We start from the raw sequence: 21186 nt of genomic DNA, 5'->3' as shown, positions 1-21186 counted from the left end.
GAAAGAGGAGCACACCACCATGCCAGGGCACACCCGTCGCGCGTTCGTCCGACATGCCGCGCTGATAGGAGGCGCGACGGCCCTCACACCTGCCGTCATCGCCACACCGGCCGCCGCTGAGACACCGGCCGCCGCCGAGGCGGTCCCCGCGCCCGCCCTCGTCGCCGTCCGGCCCGGGGACCGCCGCTACCCGGATCTGACGTGGGGCAGCAACCAGCGCTGGGTGGGCACCCCGGACACCGTGCAGCTGGCCGCCACGCCGGGCCAGGTCCTGTCCGCCGTCCAGCAGGCCGTCGCCGGCGGCAAGGGCTTCGCGGTCCGCAGCGGCGGCCACTGCTACGAGGACTTCGTCACCAACGACCGCGTCCGCACCGTCATCGACGTCTCCGGGCTGAACGCGATCGGCTACGACGAGGCACGCAGGGTGTTCTTCGTCGAGCCCGGTGCCCGCCTCGGCGACGTGTACCGGACCCTGTACCACCGGTGGGGTGTCACCCTGCCCGGAGGCAGCTGCCCCACCGTCGGTGTCGGCGGGCACGTCGCCGGCGGCGGCTACGGTCCGCTGTCCCGGCGGCACGGCCTCGTCGTCGACCACCTCTGGGGGGTGGAACTGGTCGTCGTCGACGCGTCCGGCAAGGCGTCCAAGGTGGTCGCCACCCGGGAGGCCGACGACCCGAACCGCAGCCTGTGGTGGGCCCACACCGGAGGCGGCGGCGGCAACTTCGGCGTGGTCACCCGCTATCTGTTCCGCTCCCCCAACGCCACCGGCAACGCCCCCTCCGAGCTGCTGCCCAAGCCGCCGTCCGAGGTCATCGTCTCGAACGTCACCTGGTCCTGGAGCGACATGACCGAGGCCGCGTTCACCCGTCTGCTCCGCAACTTCGGCAAGTGGTACGAGTCCAACAGTTCGCCCGGGTCGCCGTACGCCACGCTCTTCAGCCAGCTCAAGCCGCAGCACCGGTCGGCGGGTTCGTTCTCGATGACGACGCAGATCGACGCGTCCGTGCCGAACGCCGCCGCGCTGCTCGACTCGTACCTGGCCGCCGTCAACGAGGGAACCGGCGTCGCGTACCGGGTGGACGACCGCCGGAAGATCTCCTGGCTGCACGCGGTCACCCAGTGGCCGGGCTTCACCGGCACCGACACCACCACGCGCTTCAAGGGGAAGTCGGCCTACATGCGGCGGGGGTTCACCGACGCCGGTCTCAAGGCGTTCTGGAAGCACATGACACGGACCGACTACGCGCACCCCGCGTCACTCGTCATGATCACCTCGTACGGCGGCAGGACCAACTCCGTCGCGGCGGCCGACACGGCGGTCCCGCAGCGCGACTCGATCCTCAAGCTCCACTACGTGAGCTTCTGGACGAACCCCGCCGACGACGCCACCCATCTGAACTGGGTCCGTTCCTTCTACCAGGACGTGTACGCCGCGTCCGGCGGCGTGCCGGCCAGCAACGCGGACACGGACGGCTGCTTCATCAACTACGCCGACGCCGACCTCGCGGATCCCCGGCACAACGCCTCGGGCATCCCCTGGCACGAGCTCTACTTCAAGTCCGGCTACCGGCAGCTGCAGACGGTGAAGGCCCAGTGGGACCCGAAGAACCTCTTCAGCCACGCGCTGTCGATCAGGGCGGTGTGACCATGGCTCCCCGCACACCGGCCCCCGGCGGCGACCCCTCCGGACCGGCCCCGGCCGCCGGGTGGTCACGCCGGCGTCTGATGGGGGGCGCGGCCGTCGTGGCCGGCGCCGCGATCCCCCTCGCCGCCGGCCGGGCCACCGCGGCGGGGGCGGCGGAAACCGCCCCGTTCCCGCCGGTCTCCGTGCGTCCCGGCGACGCCCGCTACCCCGACCTGGTACGCGGCATGAACCAGCGCTGGACGGCCCGCCCCGAGAGCGTGCAGCTCCTCTCCTCCACGCAACAGGTCCGCGACGCCGTCCAGCGGGCGGCCGACGAGGGCAAGCGGCTCACGGTGCGCGGCGGCGGCCACTGCTACGAGGACTTCGTCCTCAACGACGCCGTGGAGACGGTCGTCGACCTCTCCGAGATGAACGCGGTGCGCTACGACGAACGGCGCCGCGCCTTCGAGGTCGAGGCCGGCGCCACGCTCACCGACGTCTACGAGCGCCTCTACAAGGCGTACGGCGTCGTCGTCCCGGGCGGTGTGTGCTACTCGGTCGGTGTGGGCGGACACGTCAGCGGCGGCGGCTGGGGCATGCTCTGCCGCAGGGACGGCCTGATCGTGGACCATCTGTACGCCGTCGAGGTCGTCGTCGTGGACGCCCGGCGCCAGGCACGCGTGGTGGTCGCCACCCGGGAGGCCGACGACCCGAACCGCGAGCTGTGGTGGGCCCACACCGGCGGGGGCGGCGGCAACTTCGGCGTGGTGACGCGGTACTGGTTCCGCTCCCCCGGCGCGAGGGGCGACACGCCCGCCGCGCTGCTGCCGAGGCCGCCGGCGGAGGTGTGGCTCAGCGCGGTCTCCTGGCCGTGGGAGAGCATGACGGAGCGGGCCGTCACCCGCCTCGTCCGCAACTACGGTGCCTGGCACGAGGCGCACGCCGCGGCCGGAGGCCCGTACGACGGACTGGTCGCCAACCTGAGCCTGAGCCACCGCTCCAACGGCCGGATCGGCATGCTGACCCAGATGGACGCGACGGTCCCGCACGCCCGCGCACTGCTGGACGCCTTCCTGCGGGCCGTGTCCGACGGCGTGGGCGTGCCCCACGGGGCCGCGACCTCGCCGCTGGGCGAACACGGGCCGATGCCGGAGTTCGCCACCCCGCAGCGGCTGCCGTGGCTCCAGGCCACGCGCTATCTGGGAGTCACCAACTCGGTCCTGGTCGACCCGACGCTGCGCGGGGACCAGAAGTCGGCCTACGCACGCCGCACCCTCCCCGAAGGACAGATCGCCACGATCCACCGGCACCTGACCCGCACCGACTTCGCCAACCCGAACGCGATGGTGCTGCTCAGTTCCTACGGCGGGGCCGTCAACTCCGTACCGCGGACGGCCACCGCCTCCGTCCACCGCGACTCGGTGTTCAAGCTGCTCTACCAGACCTACTGGCACTCGGCCGGCGAGGACGCCGCCAACATCGCCTGGCTGCGCGGCGTCTACGAGGACGTGTACGCCGGGACCGGCGGGGTCCCGGTGTCCGACGAGAACACCGACGGCTGCTACGTCAACTACCCGGACATCGATCTCGGCGACCCGCGACGCAACCGGTCGGGCGTGTCCTGGAGCGCCCTCTACTACGGCGAGAACCTGCCCCGTCTGCAGCGGGTGAAGGCCGCCTGGGACCCCACGGACTTCTTCCGGCACGGCCAGTCCCTCCAGCCGCCGGGGCGCTGAACCCCTCGCTCCGGCCCCGTGCCGGACCGCCTCCCACCGGCCTCCGGCACCCGGAAGCCCGTCCCGCTCTCCCGGGGCGGGCTTTTCTGGATTGCTTGGTCTGTTTGTTGTTAGCCTCGGGACATGGCCAGGACCAAGGAATTCGATCCCGACGTGGTGCTCGAGCGCGCGATGGACCTGTTCTGGGAACGGGGCTACGAGGCGACCTCGATGGCGGACCTCGTCGAGCACCTGGGCATCGGCCGGGCCAGTCTCTACGGCACCTTCGGCAGCAAGCACGACCTGTATCTGGCCGCCATGCGGCGCTACCTGCGGGGCAGCGAGGCCGGCTTCGTCACCGCGCTCGCCCAGCCGGGGCCCGCCCTGCCGGCCGTGCGGGCGTTCGTGGAGAGCTGGGTCACCGACGCGCTGACCGACCCGGACCGCCGTGGCTGTCTGGTCGTGAACGCGGCGGTGGAACTGTCGCCCCGCGACCCCGAGGTGGCCCGCCAGGTGGAGGTGAGCTGGAGCGTCGTGGAGACGGCGCTGGTCTCCTCGCTGCTCCGGGCGCGGGCCCAGGGGGAACTGGCCGCCGACAAGGACCCGCACGAGATCGCCCACTTCCTGCTCGTGGTGATGCAGGGTGTGCGGGTGATCGCACGGGCGGCACCGGAGGCCGAGCGGCTGCGGGCCGCCGCGCGCGTAGCGCTGGCCGCGCTGGACTGACCCCACCCGGCGCGCCCCCGGCCACCGCGGTGACGCGGCGGCGAGAAGGTCCTTCGCCCGCGTCACCGAGGGCGAGGAGGGCTCCGACGGGAGCAGGCCTCAGGAGGCGTCCTGCGCCGCCCCGACCACGCGGGCGCCGCGCCCTGCAGCGGTGTCCAGCCTGGCGAGAACCGCCGGTACGGCGATCGACGGCAGCAGGAGGTCGAGGAGCGCGCCGATGTGGTGCTCCAGGTCGTGGCCGTCGGGTACCCCGTCCAGGACCAGCGCGGCCCCCGTCCAGCTGCTCATCACCAGCCGCGCCGTCGGGCCCGGATCCACGTGCGGCAGCGTCTCCCCGCGGCGCTTGGCGTCCTCCAGGAGCTCGGTGAGGAGGGCGATCCACTCCGGCCACGCCGTGCGCACGCTCCGGCGCACACCGTTGTCCACCGCGAGCCGGAGCGCCGCGGCCAGCACGGGCTCCCTGGGCAGCCGGTGGGCCAGTGCCATCGCGGTGTCGACCAGCTCCTGGAGCTTCAGGACCTGCGGGCGGACCCCTTCGGTGGTGACCGCCTCGTCCAGCACCCCCTGCGCCAGTTCCTCCTTCGACGCGAAGTGGAAGTAGACGGCGCCCCTGGTGAGCCCGGCCCGTTGGGTGATGTCGCCGATGCTCGCGCCCTCGTACCCGTGCTCCAGGAACGCCGAAGCGGCGGCGTCCAGCAGCTGTCTGCGGGTGCGCATGCCCCGTGCCTGCGATGCCACTGCGTCCTCGTCTCCGGCTCGGAATGGAATAATGGAACGCTGATTATGCAATCTACTCCGGGGCGAGACCCGGCCAGGTCCCCGCCCCGTCATCAGCGCATGGGGGGAAACGACGTGCCTGAACTGCTGCCCGCGCGGGGCGACCGGCGGGGGCCGGAAGCCGACGGAACCGAGTCCGCCGACCGTCCCGAACCGCGGTGGTCCGAGGACATACCCATGGACCATCTGCACCTCACCCACCGCTCCTCGCTCCACCTGACGCGCTGGGCCAGGACCGGCCCCGCGGAATTCCGGTTCGGAGCCGTCTGGCCCGAGGCGCACGGCGGTCGTGCACCCGTGTCCGGAACCCTCTCCGGGCCCGCCCCGGTGCTCGTGGCGGCCACCTACCGCCAGGCCGGGTTACTCATCGCGCACTCCGCGTACGGGGTGCCCCGCACCAGCGAGACCCTGCTGCAGAACCTGAACCTCACCGTGGACCCCGGCCGGCCGCTGCCGGCACACGGCCCTGTCGCCCTGGACGTCCTCGCCCGTTGCACCGTGACCGGGCACCGCGGCGGCCGGCCCGCCGGGCTCCGCATCGAGGCGGAGATCCTGCACGCGGGCGGGCTGCTCGCCCGGATCGACTCCGAGTTCTCCTGGATGTCCCGGGCCGTGTACCGCAGGCTCCGCGGCGCCAAGGTCGACGCGCCCTGGAACACGCCGGCCCCGGAGCCCGTGCCGCCCGCGTCGGTGGGCCGCGCCACCGCGCAGGACGTCCTGCTCGCCCCCGTGTCGCAGGGGCGCTGGCAGCTCCGCAACGAGACACGCAACCTGCTGCTGTTCGACCACCGCGTCGACCACGTACCCGGCCTGGTCCTGGTCGAGGCGGCCCAGCAGGCCGCCCGTGCGCTGGCCGGTCCGGGCTTCGTGCCGCTGTCCGCCACCAATGCCTTCGCGAGCTATGTGGAACTGGACGCGCCCTGCCTGGTCGAGGCCACGGCCCCGCCGGCCCACCGCGGACGCGTCACGGTGGACGTGACGGGACGGCAGGACGGGCGGATCTGCTTCCGCAGCACCGTGTCCGGCTGTCTGACGGACTGAGCCGACGTCCGGGGGGAGCGGGCCGCCGCCCACAGGCGGCCCGCTCCCCCCTCCCCGGCCGCGCCCCCCGTGACGACACGGCCCGGTCCCTCGGTCAGCCGTTGGTGAAGCCGCCGTCCACGGGCACCACGGCGCCGGTCAGGAAGGGTGAGCGGTCGCTGCACAGCCAGGCGGCAGCCTGGGCGATCTCCTCCGGCGCCGCGATCCGGCCCTGCGGTGTCACACCGATCACGGCGTCCTCCAGACCCGGATTGCGGCCGAACCAGTCCTCGGTGATCTCACTGCGGGTGGCCCCGGGCGCGATCGCGTTGACCCTGATGCCGCGAGCCGCGTACTCGCCCGCAGCCGCCCTGGTCAGCCCCACGACCGCGTGCTTCGCCGCCACGTAGGGGGCCGCGGCGGGGATCGCCACGAGCCCTCCCACGCTGGCCGTGTTGACGACGGCCCCGCCCCCGCCCTCGAGCATCGCGGCGATCTCGTGCCGCAGGCAGTTCCAGAGCCCGCGCACATTGGTGTCCATCACCGTGTCGTACACGTCGTCGTCCATGAGGTGCAGCGGCGTCTGGTCACCGCCCACACCCGCGTTGTTGAACGCCGCGTCCAGCCGGCCGTGCCGTTCGACGGCGTACCGCACGGCGCGTGCGGTGTCCTCGGGGCGCGTCACGTCCGTCACCACGTACGAGGCGTCGTGGCCGTCGTTGCGGAGCTCCCGCACGAGCTTGTCGAGCAGTTCCTCCCGGCGGGCGGCGAGGACGACGGCCGCCCCCTCGTGGGCGAAGACCCGGGCGGCGGCGGCACCTATCCCGCTGCTCGCCCCGGTGATCAGGGCCGTTCTGCCGCTCAGCAGTCGATGAGTGTCTGGCACAGTCGCAGTCTTTCGGTGAGTCGTGACGAGATGTGTTCGGTGCGGCCCGCGGGCCGGACCGCGCGGCTCCGTGTCATGGGTTCGCCGTCCGGGCGCCCTCGGCCGGTTCGCCGAACCAGCGCCGCAGCGCCGCCTGCAGGCCCCCGGTTCCCGTCCCGCCGGCCGGTGCGCTCCAGGCCGCGTAGCCGTCGGGTCGCAACAGGACCGCGTCAGCGGGCAGTTCCTCCGCGCGTGCCGAAAGGACGTCCACCCTTCCGACCCAGCCCGCGGCGGCCTGCCGGACGTCGGCCCGGTCCGCGAGGTCCAGCAGCACCGGCCGGCCGTGGTGCAGCAGCCCCGCCAGGCTCGTCGGGCCGGCGGCCGTCTTCAGCACTGTCTCGGGGATGAAGCGCCCCGCCAGCGCGTCGCCGGGCCGCCCGACGTCGTAGGCGATGTCCGAGCCGCTGACCATGCCGGCCAGATGGGCGTTGACCGCGTCCACGCGCATGAGATCGGCGAACAGGCGGCGCAGCGCGTCGGTGTTCGGGCCGGGGTGCATCAGCGCCACCTGGGCGCGGACGTTCTCCAGTACCCGCGCGGCGACGGGGTGCCGCTCCGCGTGGTAGGTGTCGAGCAGCCCGGCCGGCGCGTCGCCGCGCACCCGGGCTGCCAGCTTCCATCCCAGGTTGAGGGCGTCCTGCAAGCCGGTGTTGAGCCCCTGACCGCCGGCGGGGAAGTGCACATGGGCGCTGTCCCCCGCCAGCAGGACGCGCCCGGAACGGTAGCGCTCCGCCTGCAGGGCGGCGTCACTGAACCGGGAGAGATGGCGGGGCGCGTCCATCGCGACCGCGCGGCCGGTGATGCGCTCCACCTCGGACCTGAACTCCTCGAAGGTGACCGGGGACGTGCGGTCGAGGGCCGGCCCTCGGAAGTCGTACGTGCCGATCCGGCTGTGGCCCTCGGGATCGACCCAGAAGATGGTCCAGCCCCGCGGTGTACGGTTCCAGCCGCTCGGAGAGCCGTACGGATCGGCCAGCCGGACCTCCCCCATCAGGCAGGAGATCGTCGACGGGGTGCCGGTGAACGCGATGCCGGCCCTCTGCCGCACCACGCTGCGGGCCCCGTCGCAGCCGACGACCCAGGCCGCCCGCAGCGACCGCTCCCCGCCAGCCTCCTGACGCAACGTCACCTCGACATGACGGTCGTGCTGCCGCACCTCCGTGACCTCCGCGCCCCGTGCCACCCGCGCGCCCAGCCGGACGGCGCGCTCGGCGAACACCGCCTCCGCGTAGGCCTGCGGGCTGCCGACGATCGCGGGGAACTCCTCGACCACCGGGGCGAGATCGAGCCGGGACAGGCCGCCGAAGTGGAACGGCACGTGCCGTTGCGCGGCGCGCCCGGCCACGTACCGGCCGGGCTGCACGGCCTCCAGCAGCCCGCGCCGGTGCAGCGACTGCGCGGTCCGGGCGTGCAGGGTCCCGGCCTTCGACTCCCCCGACGGCTCGGACTCCTTCTCCAGAACGGTCGTACGGACCCCGTGCAGGGCCAGCTCGCCGGCCAGCAGCATGCCCACCGGTCCGCCGCCCACGATCACCACGTCCGTGTCCACGGCCACGCTCCCCTCTCCCGCCCCGCTCGTGTCCGGGGCCACCGGGCCCCTCTCCCCGTCCATGCCGTCCCCCTCCCGGCGGGTCCCGGCCCGCCGTTCACGCGAGTTGCAGATGGTCGCCGCTCGGCAGTTCGACCGCCTGATCGCGTGCCGCGGACAGGGTCACGATGGCCTGCGCCACGGCACTCAGGGTCGTGTGGCGGTGCCAGCCCCCGAAGGTGCGGCCCTCGAAGTCCGCCGCTCCCACCTTGGTGCTGATCTCGGCGAAGTCGCGGTCGACGCGCTCGCTGAGCCGGCCCAGCCGCACGAGGCGCGGGGACGGGACCTCGGACATGTTCGACAGCCACAGCTCCCGCGCCCTGCGCTCCCCCGGGCGCTGAGCGCCCACCAGCCGGAGCGGCGGGGCGCCGGAACCGGGCGGCAGCACGACGTCGGTGCCGGTGACCTGCGAGGACCGGGCGGTCTGCCCGGTGCGGTCCACCCACCGGACCGGACGCCCCGCGCGATCGGCGCCCTCTGCGAGGTGCTGGGCGGTCATCAGCCGGAGCGCTCGGCCCTCCCGCACCGCGCCCAGCGGGATCAGCCGGGTGGCACCGCCGATCCGCAGGACGAAAGGGAGCTTCGCCGCGGCCAGGTGCCTCACCAGCAGCCCCGCGTCCTCCTCGCGGGCGTCCACGACGACCGGCCGGGGCCGCAGCCCCCACCCGCGCGTCAGCTCCAGCGCGGCCGCCACCGCGGGCGGGCCACAGCCGTCGTCCGTGCCGACCCACTCGGGGATCTCCGCGCGCCGCCTGCGCTTGGCGTCGGCGAGCCACTCACCGGACAGCCTCAGCCGCCAGTTGACCGGCGCGCTCTTCGACTCGCCGGCCAGCCAGACGCCGTACGAACGCTGGCTGTTGACGATCCGTCCGAGCTGCGGCACGAACGATTCGGTGACTCCTACGGTGTGTTCGCCCGTCTTGAGCACCACCATCGGCTTCACCACCCACACCAGCGGGTCGAGTGCCTGGTCGAGATCCGCGGCGAGCGCCTTGCGCACCGGGACCCAGTCCCACGACGACTTGCTGATGAAGTGGTGCAGCCGCTGCTCGGCCGCGCCGCCCCCTGCCATCGACGCGATCGAGCGCATCGACTTCCGGCTGGTGAGCGACAGCAGACCGGATATGTACAGTTCGCCGTTCTCGCGCTGGTCGCGCCGCGGGAGCGACATCAGCATCCGCCGGCTGTACTCGGTGACGAAGTCGTCGGCGACCTCGCTCCAGAGGATCTCGTGCGTTCGATGAGAACGATGTGTGTCCACGATGAGCAAACCTCCCCCTGACACCGGATCCAGTCACCCCACCGCGTTCTGGATCAGGCCCCCCTTGTCCATTTGCGAGTTCTAGTTGAACACACGGTTTGGATTTTGGCCATCGTAATCCTCTTCACACGGAGCCGTCCGGGACGCCGTCAACCGAGGGCAACAGAGGCCGTCCCGCGCGGGAGGAACCGGAATAACAGCAGCTCAGAAGGCATTGACCGGAGACCGTCCCGCGCCGTGCACGCGAATTCGACAGCGCGGCGGCACGAGCGGCCGGGGCGCGAGCGGGGCGCCGAACGCGCTCGTTACCAAACCGACCGTTCAACTCACAATGGAGTTTCGGATCCGGCCAACTCCGTGACGCAGGCTCGCCCGGCCGGCGTCGGCCGAGGGGCTTCGGGCGGGGCGCCCGAGCACGCCGAAGCGGCGCCCCGACCTGGACCGGCCGGGGCCGCGGGTCTCCGCGCGGCGCCGCGGCGCACGGGACACCGCCACCCCCGTTGGCGTGGGCCACGGGGGCCGGAGGAGACTGGGGACCGGACAGAAAGGAAGTGGGACATGACTGCCCGAACCGAGAAGGCCGTTCTGGCGGGCGGCTGCTTCTGGGGGATGCAGGACCTCATCCGCAGGCAGCCCGGCGTGCTGGCGACCCGGGTCGGCTACACCGGCGGCGACACCCCCAACGCCACGTACCGGAACCACGGGGACCATGCCGAGGCGATCGAGATCGTCTACGACCCCGACGCGACGAGCTATCGGGATCTGCTGGAGTTCTTCTTCCAGATCCACGACCCGACCACCAAGGACCGCCAGGGCAACGACCTCGGGCGCAGCTACCGCTCCGCGATCTACTACACGGACGAGGAGCAGCGGCGCGTCGCCGTCGACACGATCGCCGACGTCGAGGCGAGCGGGCTGTGGCCGGGCTCGGTGGTGACCGAGGTGGAACCGGAGGGCGACTTCTGGGAGGCGGAGCCGGAGCACCAGGACTACCTGGAGCGCTACCCGGACGGCTACACCTGTCACTTCCCCCGCCCTGGCTGGAAGCTCCCTCGCCGCGCCGCCGACGCGGCGAGCTGACGGACGGCACGGCCGGCCCCTCTCCGACAAGCGTGACGGAGAGGGGCTCCGCGTTCTCCGGGCCGTTCCGAGCGCATGGCACCGGAACGGTTGGCCGCGGCCCGCGAGCCCGGGCACCCCGGGGCCCGGACACAGGTCGATCAGCCCCACGGCCACGAAGGGCAGCGACCCTTGCCACCGGCACCCGGTTCGCCACAGCGCCGGATGCCGCCATCTGCCGGCACCTCGCCGTATGCCATTTGCCATGACCGTTTTCCTCCCGGGCAACGGCCCACCAGCGGTATCTCCGTCTCCCTGACCGCCGGGAGCCTGCAGGCGATCCGCGCGGCAAGCTGGGCGTGTCCGGGTATCTGGAGAAGGCCGCGCAACGGCAGATCGAGCGTGACAACCTGGACGAGTTGATCTCCGACTTCGACGGGAAACACGGCCCCGCCGACCCGGCGGCCGTCGCCAAGCGGGCCAAGCTCACCGGCGACGCCTCGTCCGGTGCCGGGACGGCCGCGTGAGCGGCGCCGTGATCCTGGACAGCGAGGGCTTGGCCGAGGTGGTCCAGCGCGACCCCGAGGTCCACGAGTGGCTCGCCGCCGCCCGCGATGCCGATCTACCGGTGATCACCTCGGCCGCGGTGCTCGTCGAGGTGATCCACCCTCGGATCAACGACGCCGCACTCAAGTGGACGCTCTCGCGACTGCGGGGCGAACCGCTCACCCAGGCCCTCGCCCAGTCCGCCGCCACCCTGCTGCGCACGGCCGGGCTGCACGACCACAAGTACGCCATCGACGCGATGCTCTGCGCTGCGGCACTCTCCCCGGCGGGCCGGGTCACGATCCTCGTCGACGGCCGGCCACCCTCCGTTTCCGTTCGGGGTCACTTCCAGACGGACTGTCAGATCACCGGTGGGCACCGAGGTCCGCACCCTCGCCGACCACGGAGCGCCCCGCGACCTGCGGAAACGAGGTGTGCCGCAGCCGCTCGCGCACCTCCCCTGTCGTCGCAGTCCACGTAGGGGGCGGCCACCGAACCCCGTGCGGCTCGCGTCAGAGCGCCCCCCGTACCGCCGGGCGGCCCTCGTCCCAGGTACAGCCCCGGCGCGATGGCGACACCCCGTCGCACACGAGACGACGCGAGCAGTCATGAGCACGCAAGTGCCTCGGACGTCTTCGCACGTCGGTGGGCCGGAGGCCGCCGTACGCCCAGCAACGCTGGAGCGTTCAAGCCTTGAAGGGGCGCGACAGCCCGTAAGGATTTCGACTCGAAGTGTTGACCGACTTACGGAGCCGCCCTACGTTGTCGGCGACTTGAGAGCGCTCTCAAAGGGGCTGTTCATGAGATCTCGAAGAAACCTGTCGTTGCTGACAACAGCGGCTCTTGCCGCCACCGCCCTGGGTACGCTGGGCAGCGGCGTCGCCTCGGCCGCCACCATCGAGGTGGGGAAGGGCAGTTACAGCGACGTTCGCCCCGCCGGCCGCCAGGGGCCGACGAACAGCGGTGGCCAGGCGGTCAAGCCGAAGGTCACTCCCGCCATGGCGGACCTCCCCGTGCCGACGAACGACTGGTGGTCGTCGCTGGCCTTCCAGCGCTTCTCCAGCAATCCGTGGTCGGAGAACATGTACGGCCATCCCCTCACCTACAAGGCGGTCTCCGGTGGCCTGGAGGTCGGATACCCGACCACGCACCAGATCGTGGGCGGCGGCCGCCAGTACGAGTTTCCGCACAAGGCCGACCTGACCCTGGGGCTCACGGGTCTCAACTCGCCCGACGCGAAGGCGGACGGGTGGAGCGACTGGACCGTCAGCCCGTACTGGAACGACGGTGCGCGCAGTCTGCGGACGACCATCGGCCACGGCCTGCCGTACGTGTACGCGGAGGGCACCGGAGGGGCGGCGCAGATCAGCGCGGCGGCTCCGCCGACCGTCTTCGCCGACCAGGGCAACGTCCTCGGCGTCACCATCTCGGGTCATGACTACGCGCTGTTCGCCCCGAGGGGCAGCGACTGGACCGTCTCCGGCAACGAGATCCGGGCCGACCTGGGTTCGAAGGAGTACTTCTCCCTGGCGGTCCTCCCGGACAAGGCAGCGCTGGCCGACTTCAAGAAGTACGCCTTCAGCTTCGTGACCGGATCGAAGGTTGACTGGGAGTACAGAGAGGGCGACGGCGAGGTCACGGCGACCTACTCGCTGACCACCGAGCCGAAGGAGGGGGCTGAGACCGGCACCTTCCAGGCGCTCTACCGCCACCAGTGGATGCACAGCAGCGACCCGCTGACCGCCTACCGCTACGTCTCCTCGCGCGGTGCGATGAAGGTGCGCGAGGGAACGTCCTTCACGACCACCCAGAAGGTGAACGGCGTGCTGCCCGGCCTGCCGAGCGCGGCAGGCGTCGACAAGGCGAAGCTCAAGGGCTACATCAACGACGTGCTGACCCAGGGTGACCCCTTCAGCGGCGCGATCGACACCTACTGGACCGGCAAGGCCCTGGGCAAGCTCGCCGTGCTCGTCCCTCTCGCGGACCAGGTCGGAGACACCGTCAGCCGCGACAAGCTGCTGAGCTTGGTCAAGGGCCGGATGGAGGAGTGGTTCACGGTCGGCGGCCCTTCCGAGTTCTCCTACGACAAGGACTGGCGCACCCTCATCGGGTACCCCGCCTCGTACGGGAGCGATCAGGAGCTCAACGACCATCACTTCCACTACTCGTACTACGTGACGGCCGCGGCCGTCGTGGCGCAGTACGACCCCCGGTGGGCCGCCGACTCCGAGTGGGGCGGCATGGTCAAGGAGCTCATCAAGGACGCCGCCAACCCGGCGAGGAACGACACCAAGTACCCGTTCCTGCGCGGCTTCGACGTCTACGCCGGCCACAGCTGGGCCGCCGGCCACGAGGCGTTCGCCGCCGGCAACAACCAGGAGTCGTCCTCGGAGTCGATCAACCTCAGCGCCGGCTTGATCATGTGGGGGTCGGCCATGGGTGACAAGGCACTGCGTGACCAGGGCGTCTACATGATGACGACCGAGTCGGAGTCGATCGCGCAGTACTGGTTCGACGCCGACCAGCAGGTCTACCCCGAGGACTTCACCCACGACGTCGTGGGCATGGTCTGGAGCAGCGGCGGCGCCTACGCGACCTGGTGGACCGCCAACCCCGAGGAGATCCACGGCATCAACTTCCTGCCGGTGACCGGCGGTTCGCTCCACCTGGCCCGCGAGAAGGCCATGCTGAACCGCAGCGTGGCCGAGATGGAACGGGAGAACGGCGGCCCGGCCGTCGAGTGGAAGGACATCTTCTGGCAGGTCCAGGCCCTCTACGACCCGGCCAAGGCCATGAGCCACTGGAACCAGTGGAACGGCGGCTACGTCCCCGAGGCCGGCGAGACCAAGGCCCACACCTACCACTGGGTCGCCACGATGAACTCCATCGGATCGCCGGACATGACCGTCACGGCCAACTCCCCGACGGCCGTCGCCTTCGACAAGAGCGGCACCAGGACGTACGCCGCGCACAACTACACCAGCGAGGCGTGTTCGGTCGTCTTCTCCGACGGCGGCGTGCTGAACGTCCCGGCGATGTCGACCGCGTCCGGAGCGGGCGACGACACCGAACTCGGCACCCTGTGCGGCGCCCCCGGCGACGACAAGCCCAGCGCGCCCGGCACCCCGGTCGCCAGTGACGTCACCGACGACTCCGTCAAGCTGACCTGGAGCGCAGCGACCGACGACAAGGGCGTCAAGGACTACGACGTCTACCGCGGCACCACCAAGGTCGCCACGGTCACCGGCACCACCCACACCGACACCGGCCTGACCTCCGGCACCCAGTACACCTACAGCGTCAAGGCCCGCGACACCTCCAACCAGGTCGGCCCGGCCGGCGGCACCGTGACCGTCACCACCACCGGCGACCCGCCGCCGCGCGACGAGGCGCCCAGCGCGCCCGGCACCCCGGTCGCCGGTGACGTGACCAGCAGCTCGGTGAAGCTGAGCTGGGAAGCGGCGACCGACGACAGGGGCGTCAAGGACTACGACGTCTACCGCGGCACCACCAAGGTCGCCACGGTCACCGGCACCACCCACACCGACACGGGCCTGGCCTCCGGCACCCAGTACACCTACAGCGTCAGGGCCCGCGACACGGCCGACCAGGTCGGCCCGGCCGGCGGCACCGTGACCGTCACCACCTCCGGGCCCCCGCCGGTCACGGGCGACACCTTCTACCTCCGCTCCGGCGGGCAGCTGACCACCCAGGCGGCTGCGGCCGGGTCCTCGGACACCATCCCGTCCGCAGGCGGCGCCAACCGCGACGGGACCCCGTACAACCCGCTCGTCTACGAGGTGAAGAACGTCAACGGCACCCTGAAGGCGGGATCCGGCACGGCCTTCACCCTCAAGGTCGACGCCGGCACCCACGTCGGCTACGCCCAGCAGGCACGGGTCTCCTACGACCTGACCGGTGACGGCACCTTCGACCGTGTCGAGACGTTCCGCTACTTCGCCACCGATCCGATCACCGGCTGGGAGGACTACTCCTCCGCCCGGCAGGGGACGCACTCCGCGTCGGGCACCCTGGGCGACCTGGACGGCGGCACCGTCCGCGTCGAGGTCTGGAGCGCCCTGGGCAACGGTCCGTCCACCCTCCAGGTGGGCACGGGATCCGTCCTGACCATCCCGTTCGACTGACAGCCGATCGGCCCCGGCCCGGCCTGTGACGGATCGTCCCGCGGGCCGGGCTCGCCCGGTGGAACCGCCGGCGAGGAACCCGCTGCCCCGTACAACCTCGGAACGGAACCGTCCACGGGCCGCCAGGGCTGGGCCGACGTCAGTGGCACCTGCCGCCCCTGGCCTGCGGAACCGTCCCGCCCGTCCCGGCGCCGGACGCCTGGTGGGCCGAGCCTGCCGTCGTCGTGTATCGCCCTGCGCGCCCAGCCGTGTCAGTCGTGGGCGACGACGGCGACGGGGGCGGCGGCATGGTGCAGTACCGCGTGCGCCACGGAACCGATGTGGATGCCGAACGGTGCACGACGCACGCGACGGCCGACGACGACGAGCGAGGCGCCACGGGAGGCGTCGACAAGGTGTCTGGCGGGGCTACCCCTACGGGACATCTCGTCCACCCTGACGTCCGGGTACTTTTCCCGCCAGGGCAGGAGCACCTCGGTGAGGGCACCTGCCTGTGCACGGGATATGTCCGCGCGGGGGTCGTACCCGCCGGCCACGCTGTACGCAGAGGAGGGCGGCAGGTCCCAACTGTGGACGACGGTGAGGGTGGCCTTGCGGCGCCGTGCCTCCTCGAAGGCGAAGGAGATCACCTGGTCGTAGGAGCTGCCGGTGTCCAGCCCCAGGACGACGGGCCGGAAGCCGGTGGCAGCGGACGCGATGCCGACGACGTCCTTGAGGTGCTCGTCGGCGGCCTGCTCACCGGCCCGGACCAGGACCACGGGCACCTCGGTGCGGGCGGTCACGGACTGGCCGACGGAACCCACGAGGAAGCCGCCGACACCACTCAGCGCGCGGGAGCCGAGGACCAGCAACTCCGCGTCCGGTGCGGCGTCCAGGAGGACGCGGGCCGGGGTTCCGTTGCGCTGTTCGGTGCTCACCTCGACGCCGGGGTGACGCTGCCGCAGGTCTTCGGCGACCTCGCGGAGGACGCGCTCGGTCCAGTGCCGGTGGGTCTCGGCCCCGAGGAGCGGCGCCTGCGCCATCGGCACCGGCACCGGCTGCCACACGTGGACCAGTTTCACCGGCAGGTCGCGCAACTCCGCCTCACGGGCGGCCCATTCCGCGGCGGCACGGCTCTCGGTCGAGCCGTCGAGTCCCACGACAATCGTTCCGGGCACAGAGCCCACCTCCTGCGTTGTGTGATCTGCTTCGAACATCTGGGTCGGTGGCCGACCGGGGCAGGGACCGCTGGTCCCGGATCGGGGCCGTTGGGCCCTCTTGGCGGACCGGCGCGGTGGCCCGTCAGCGGGCCCACCGCGCCGGCGGCGTTCAGCGCAGCCATCTGTGGTCGCGGACGAAGGGGAGCTTGGCCCACGGCCGCCCCAGGCCCAGGGCGTCGCCGGCGGAGGCGGCGGCGAGGGCGATGAGCACCACCGCGTAGACGAGGTGGTAGTCGATGAACGGGTTCGTCGACATGCTCCGTGAGCCGTCCGACAGGTGCTGAGCGGGTGGCCACTCGGCCACCCACATCAGCGCCATCATCACGGTGCCCGCGAGGGCCGTCAGGCGCAGCGCCACCCCGGCGGTCAGGGCGAGGCCGATGCCGAGCAGACCGAGCATGAACAGCCAGTCCGCCCAGGCGGCGCCGGCCCAGGAGTGGAAGACGGATTCCATCGGTCCGACGGCGACGTGGCCGAGGAACCCCTCGGTGGGCGAGCCACCGTCGGTCCAGCCCTTGCCGGACTGGGTGGCGTAGCCCAGTCCGAAGGTCTTGTCGAGGAAGGCCCACAGGAAGACGAATCCCATCAGCACGCGGACCGAGGAGAGGACGTAGGCCCGTGCGGTGTCCGTGTCGATGCGTGCAGGCGCTGCGGACTCCGGGGCGGAGGCGGCCTGGTTCCTGCGCATGAACGGCAGGTGGAATCCGGTCTTCGGGTTCGGGTGCTGGTGCACGGCCATGGTGATGATCCCTTCGAGGACGTTCCGTTCGGTTCCTGACACCACTGACTCTCCCGGCCGGCGCCGGGCCGCGCCGGGCGCCAATGGTCCACGGCCGTGGGCTGAACAGCCCTTGGTGAGCGGGACGTTCGGACCTTCTGGGGGTACGTGGCCCGCGTGGACGAACACGACGTCTGGTTCACCGGCGCCGTCTCGGTACCACCTCAGGTCCCCGGGTCCCGTGCGGTGACGGCACCTGCCTTGGCATGTGGCTCGCTTCACCCGGATCTCCGGGTGGTCCCGCGCGGCAGCTTCGAGTGCCTCGTCGAGGGCAGGCCGGACGCCCTGCCCTCGTCGTAGCGGGCGGGGCCTCCGGCCGGCAGCGGATGGTCGGTGGTCTCGTGGGTCCGGGAGGCAGGGCTCAGGGACCGGACCGCCGCGGAGTCGGCGTCGGCCTCTCCCACGCCGAGCGTGATCCGTTCGCGCGTGCCCGCCGGCCCGGCGTTGCCCCCGCGCACCACGACGACCGGGCAGTGGGCTTCGGCGGCCACGGCCGAGCTCGCCGATCCGAGCAGGAGGCCGGCGATGTCGCCCCGCCCCGGGATCCGGTGACGAGGGCGAATGCGTGCCGGCGGTCGGGTCCCTGTGATGCCCGCATGGCCCGGGGTCGCCCACGACGGACCGCCGCGTGCGTCATCGGGTCCGCGGCGCACGCCCGTCGGCTCGGTGACGGACGGCCAAGGAGTGCCAGTGCCTCACTGTGCTCGGAGGCCGTGGGCGCGGAACTGGTCGCGCACGCGGTCGACCAGGGCACCGTCCGGTACGGGGTTGTCCCGGAGCGGGAAGGGGATGCCGAGCGTGCCGTACTTGGGTGCGCCGAGTTTGTGGAAGGGGAGGACGTCGACCCGGTCGATGTTGTCCAACTTCGTCAGGAAGCCGGCCAGGCGGTCGATGGCCGCGGGGTCGTCGGTCCGGCCGGGGACGAGGACGTAGCGGATCCAGGCGGGGACGCCCAGTCGGTCCAAGCGGGTGGCGAAGTCGAGTGTCGGGGCCAGATGACCGCCTGTCAGGCGGCGGTAGACGGCGGCGTCGAAGGACTTGATGTCGAGCAGGACCAGATCGGTGTCGGCAAGCAGCGCGTCGTTGGCCCGGGGGCCGAGCGCGCCGGAGGTGTCGAGGGCGGTGTGCAGGCCGAGTTCCTTGCACCGGTGCAGCACTTCGGCGGTGAAGGCAGACTGGAGCAGGGGCTCGCCCCCGGTGACGGTTACTCCTCCGCCGGCCAGGTCGGTGAACCGGCGGTACCGCTCGATGCGGGTCATCACCTCGTCCACGGTGACCTGCTGCCCGTCGCGCAGGTGCCAGGTGTCGGGGTTTGCGCAGTACAGGCAGCGCAGCGGGCAGCCGTTGAGGAAGAGGACGAACCGGGTACCGGGCCCGTCCACGCCGGTGGACAGGTCCCAGGAGTGAATGCGGCCGGTGGTCATCGGGCGTCGTGGAACGTGCGGTTGACGACGTCCAGCTGCTGTTCGCGAGTGAGACGGACGAAGTTGACGGCGTATCCGGAGACGCGGATGGTCAGCTCCGGGTAGTTGTCCGGGTGCTCCATGGCGTCTTCCAGGGTGGTGCGGTCGAGGACGTTGACGTTCATGTGGAAGCCGCCCGCGGCGGTGTAGGCGTCGAGCAGACCGACGAGGTGGCCGGCGCGTTCGGCGGGGTCGTGGCCCAGGCCCTCGGGTGTGATGGTGGAGGTCAGCGAGATGCCGTCGCGTGCCTGGTCGTAGGGGATCTTGGCGACGGACAGGGCGGAGGCGGCCATGCCGTGGGTGTCGCGGCCGTGCATCGGGTTGGCGCCCGGGGCGAAGGGGGCGCCTGCGCGGCGACCGTCGGGGGTGTTGCCCGTGTGCTTGCCGTACACGACGTTCGAGGTGATGGTGAGCACCGACTGGGTGTGCTCGGCGGTGCGGTAGGTGGAGTGCCGACGCACCTTGGCCATGAAGGAGCGGACCAGGTCGACGGCGATGCCGTCGGCGCGGTCGTCGTCGTTGCCGTAGGCCGGGTAGTCGCCCTGGACCTGGTAGTCGACGGCGAGGCCGGTGGCGTCCCGGATGACGTGCACGCGGGCGTGCTTGACGGCCGAGAGACTGTCGGCGGCGACCGACAGGCCGGCGATGCCGCAGGCCATGGTGCGGTGGACCGGGTGGTCGTGCAGTGCCATCGCGATGCGCTCGTAGGCGTACTTGTCGTGCATGCAGTGGATGACGTTCAGGGCGCTGACGTACGTCGCGGCGAGCCAGTCCAGCATCCGGTCGTAGGCGGCCGTCAACTCGTCATAGTCCAGGTACTCGCCGGTCAGCGGGGCCACGGTGGGGGCGACCTGTTCGCCGGTCAGCTCGTCGCGGCCGCCGTTGACCGCGTACAGCAGGGCCTTGGCGAGGTTGACGCGGGCGCCGAAGAACTGCATCTGCTTGCCCGAGGCCATCGCGGAGACGCAGCAGGCGATGGCCGTGTCGTCGCCGGTGCGGGGGCGAAGCAGCTCGTCGGACTCGTACTGGAGGGAGCTGGTGTCGATGGACACCTGGGCGCAGAACCGCTTGAAGCCCCCGGGCAGCCGGGGGGACCACAGGACGGTCAGGTTGGGCTCGGGGGCGGGGCCGAGGTTGTAGAGGGTCTGCAGGAAGCGGAAGGAGGTGCGGGTCACCAGCGGCCGGCCGTCCTCCCCGACGCCGCCGATGGACTCGGTGACCCAGGTCGGGTCGCCGGAGAACAGCGCGTCGTACTCCGGCGTGCGCAGGAACCGCACGATCCGCAGTTTGATCACGAAGTCGTCGATGAGCTCCTGGGCTCGGCTCTCGTCGATGCGCCCCTCGTCGAGGTCGCGCTGGAGGTAGACGTCCAGGAAGGTGGAGGTGCGGCCGAGGGACATCGCCGCGCCGTTCTGCTCCTTCACTGCGGCGAGGAAGCCGAGGTACAGCCACTGGACGGCCTCGTGCGCGGTGGCGGCGGGCCGGGACACGTCGCAGCCGTAGGACGCGGCCATGCGTTCCAGCTCGCCCAGTGCCCTGATCTGCTCGGCGAGTTCCTCGCGGTCGCGGATCACGTCGGCCGTGGACGGGATCTCGTCCAGCCGGGCCCGTTCGGCGCGCTTGGCCTCGGTCAGCCGGGCGGTTCCGTACAGCGCGACGCGGCGGTAGTCGCCGATGATCCGGCCGCGCCCGTACGCGTCGGGCAGGCCCGTGATGATGCCGGCCTTGCGGGCGCGCAGCATCTCGGGGGTGTAGGCGTCGAAGACGGCGTCGTTGTGGGTCTTGCGGTACGTACCGAAGACCGCGGTGACGAACGGGTCCGGTTCGAACCCGTACGCGCGCAGCCCGTTCTCCACCATGCGCAGTCCGCCGTTGGGCATGATCGCCCGCTTCAGCGGTGCGTCGGTCTGCAGCCCCACGATCAGTTCGCGTTCGCGGTCGATGTAGCCGGGGGCGTGGGAGGTGATGGTGGAGGGTGTCGCGGTGTCGACGTCGAGCACGCCCCTGCGGCGCTCCTCGGGGAAGAGGGCAGTGACGGCCTGCCACACGGCCAGGGTGCGGTCGGTGGGACCCGCCAGGAACGCGGCGTCACCCTCGTACGGCGTGTAGTTCGCCTGGATGAAGGCCCGCACGTCGACGCACTGCTGCCACGGCCCACCGGTAAGACCGCGCCATGCGGAGTCGGTGGGGCGGGTGGCGGCGGAGGGCTGGACGGTCACGGTCATGTCGTCAACTCCAAGGGACGGCGGCCGGCGAGGCGGGCGAGGGCCCGGCCTCACCTTCGATGTTCGTCGCTCCCCTGCCACCGGCCCCAGGGCCTCAAAGGGCGCGCGAAGCCGCTGACCGGGCTTGTCGTTCCG

Annotated in this window: 16 protein-coding genes and 2 pseudogenes; 9 read left to right on the top strand and 9 right to left on the bottom strand. The window is 71.7% G+C overall.

The window, feature by feature from the left end; translation table 11 throughout:
• Positions 1 to 19: 19 nt before the first annotated feature.
• The 3 genes from QRN89_RS26430 to QRN89_RS26420 all read left to right on the top strand — a co-directional run bounded on the left by QRN89_RS26430 (position 20) and on the right by QRN89_RS26420 (position 4065).
• Positions 20 to 1645 carry an FAD-binding oxidoreductase gene (locus QRN89_RS26430; RefSeq protein WP_290351860.1) on the top strand — a complete coding sequence of 542 codons (1626 nt, stop codon included), beginning with the start codon at positions 20 to 22 and terminating at the stop codon, positions 1643 to 1645.
• Between the two features lie 80 nt (positions 1646 to 1725).
• Positions 1726 to 3360 (top strand): FAD-binding oxidoreductase, encoded by a 1635-nt coding sequence (locus QRN89_RS26425; protein ID WP_290353865.1) that lies wholly within the window; start codon positions 1726 to 1728, stop codon positions 3358 to 3360.
• A 123-nt stretch (positions 3361 to 3483) separates the two neighbouring features.
• Entirely contained in the window at positions 3484 to 4065 is a 582-nt protein-coding gene (locus QRN89_RS26420) for a TetR/AcrR family transcriptional regulator (protein ID WP_290351859.1), read from the top strand.
• A gap of 99 nt (positions 4066 to 4164) precedes the next feature.
• On the opposite strand, the gene QRN89_RS26415 is transcribed toward QRN89_RS26420, so the two are convergent.
• Entirely contained in the window at positions 4165 to 4782 is a 618-nt protein-coding gene (locus QRN89_RS26415; RefSeq protein WP_290351858.1) for a ScbR family autoregulator-binding transcription factor, read from the bottom strand.
• Between the two features lie 66 nt (positions 4783 to 4848).
• Between QRN89_RS26415 and QRN89_RS26410 the strand changes: the two genes are divergently transcribed.
• Positions 4849 to 5883, top strand: a complete 1035-nt coding sequence (locus QRN89_RS26410) for a ScbA/BarX family gamma-butyrolactone biosynthesis protein (protein ID WP_490235872.1) — start codon at positions 4849 to 4851, stop codon at positions 5881 to 5883.
• 94 nt (positions 5884 to 5977) lie between these two features.
• Here QRN89_RS26410 and QRN89_RS26405 read toward each other — a convergent pair whose 3' ends face one another.
• The 3 genes from QRN89_RS26405 to QRN89_RS26395 all read right to left on the bottom strand — a co-directional run bounded on the left by QRN89_RS26405 (position 5978) and on the right by QRN89_RS26395 (position 9636).
• Positions 5978 to 6748: an SDR family NAD(P)-dependent oxidoreductase gene (locus QRN89_RS26405; protein WP_290351856.1), complete on the bottom strand. Its 771-nt coding sequence runs from the start codon at positions 6746 to 6748 to the stop codon at positions 5978 to 5980.
• A 73-nt stretch (positions 6749 to 6821) separates the two neighbouring features.
• Positions 6822 to 8399 (bottom strand): FAD-dependent oxidoreductase, encoded by a 1578-nt coding sequence (locus tag QRN89_RS26400; protein WP_290351855.1) that lies wholly within the window; start codon positions 8397 to 8399, stop codon positions 6822 to 6824.
• Between the two features lie 34 nt (positions 8400 to 8433).
• Positions 8434 to 9636, bottom strand: coding sequence for an IS701 family transposase (locus QRN89_RS26395; protein ID WP_290351853.1), 1203 nt, complete (start codon positions 9634 to 9636; stop codon positions 8434 to 8436).
• Positions 9637 to 10194: 558 nt separating this feature from the next.
• On the opposite strand from QRN89_RS26395, the gene msrA reads away from it, so the two are divergent.
• The 5 genes and pseudogenes from msrA to QRN89_RS35870 all read left to right on the top strand — a co-directional run.
• The gene (gene msrA / locus QRN89_RS26390) at positions 10195 to 10716 is read left to right on the top strand and encodes a peptide-methionine (S)-S-oxide reductase MsrA (protein ID WP_290351851.1); all 522 of its coding nucleotides are present in this window, start codon (positions 10195 to 10197) and stop codon (positions 10714 to 10716) included.
• Between the two features lie 338 nt (positions 10717 to 11054).
• Positions 11055 to 11222 (top strand): hypothetical protein, encoded by a 168-nt coding sequence (locus QRN89_RS35875; RefSeq protein ID WP_390702676.1) that lies wholly within the window; start codon positions 11055 to 11057, stop codon positions 11220 to 11222.
• Positions 11219 to 11548 (top strand): annotated as a pseudogene (locus QRN89_RS26380) (DNA-binding protein); the annotation flags it as partial. The gene QRN89_RS35875 and the pseudogene QRN89_RS26380, both read left to right, overlap by 4 nt.
• Positions 11549 to 12041: 493 nt before the next feature.
• Positions 12042 to 15386, top strand: coding sequence for a glycosyl hydrolase (locus tag QRN89_RS26375; RefSeq protein ID WP_290351849.1), 3345 nt, complete (start codon positions 12042 to 12044; stop codon positions 15384 to 15386).
• 90 nt (positions 15387 to 15476) lie between these two features.
• Positions 15477 to 15601, top strand: a pseudogene (locus QRN89_RS35870) (sugar hydrolase); the annotation flags it as partial.
• 36 nt (positions 15602 to 15637) lie between these two features.
• On the opposite strand, the gene QRN89_RS26370 reads toward QRN89_RS35870, so the two are convergent.
• The 5 genes from QRN89_RS26370 to pflB form a co-directional block, all read right to left on the bottom strand.
• Positions 15638 to 16543, bottom strand: a complete 906-nt coding sequence (locus QRN89_RS26370) for a universal stress protein (protein ID WP_290351847.1) — start codon at positions 16541 to 16543, stop codon at positions 15638 to 15640.
• 151 nt (positions 16544 to 16694) lie between these two features.
• Positions 16695 to 17324: a DoxX family membrane protein gene (locus QRN89_RS26365; protein ID WP_290353864.1), complete on the bottom strand. Its 630-nt coding sequence runs from the start codon at positions 17322 to 17324 to the stop codon at positions 16695 to 16697.
• 257 nt (positions 17325 to 17581) lie between these two features.
• Positions 17582 to 18016, bottom strand: a complete 435-nt coding sequence (locus QRN89_RS35865; protein ID WP_435833268.1) for a universal stress protein — start codon at positions 18014 to 18016, stop codon at positions 17582 to 17584.
• A gap of 42 nt (positions 18017 to 18058) precedes the next feature.
• On the bottom strand, positions 18059 to 18787 hold the full coding sequence (pflA, locus tag QRN89_RS26350; protein ID WP_290351846.1) for a pyruvate formate-lyase-activating protein: 729 nt from the start codon (positions 18785 to 18787) through the stop codon (positions 18059 to 18061).
• Complete coding sequence (gene pflB / locus QRN89_RS26345; RefSeq protein WP_290351845.1) at positions 18784 to 21051, bottom strand: formate C-acetyltransferase; 2268 nt, start codon at positions 21049 to 21051, stop codon at positions 18784 to 18786. Before pflB ends, pflA begins: the two co-directional genes overlap by 4 nt.
• Between the last annotated feature and the right edge of the window lie 135 nt (positions 21052 to 21186).

Source organism: Streptomyces sp. HUAS CB01 (assembly GCF_030406905.1).
GTDB classification, from domain to species: Bacteria; Actinomycetota; Actinomycetes; order Streptomycetales; family Streptomycetaceae; genus Streptomyces; species Streptomyces chengbuensis.
Note: the sequence above shows the minus strand (reverse complement) of the source record. Positions and strands in the feature narration are given on the sequence as shown.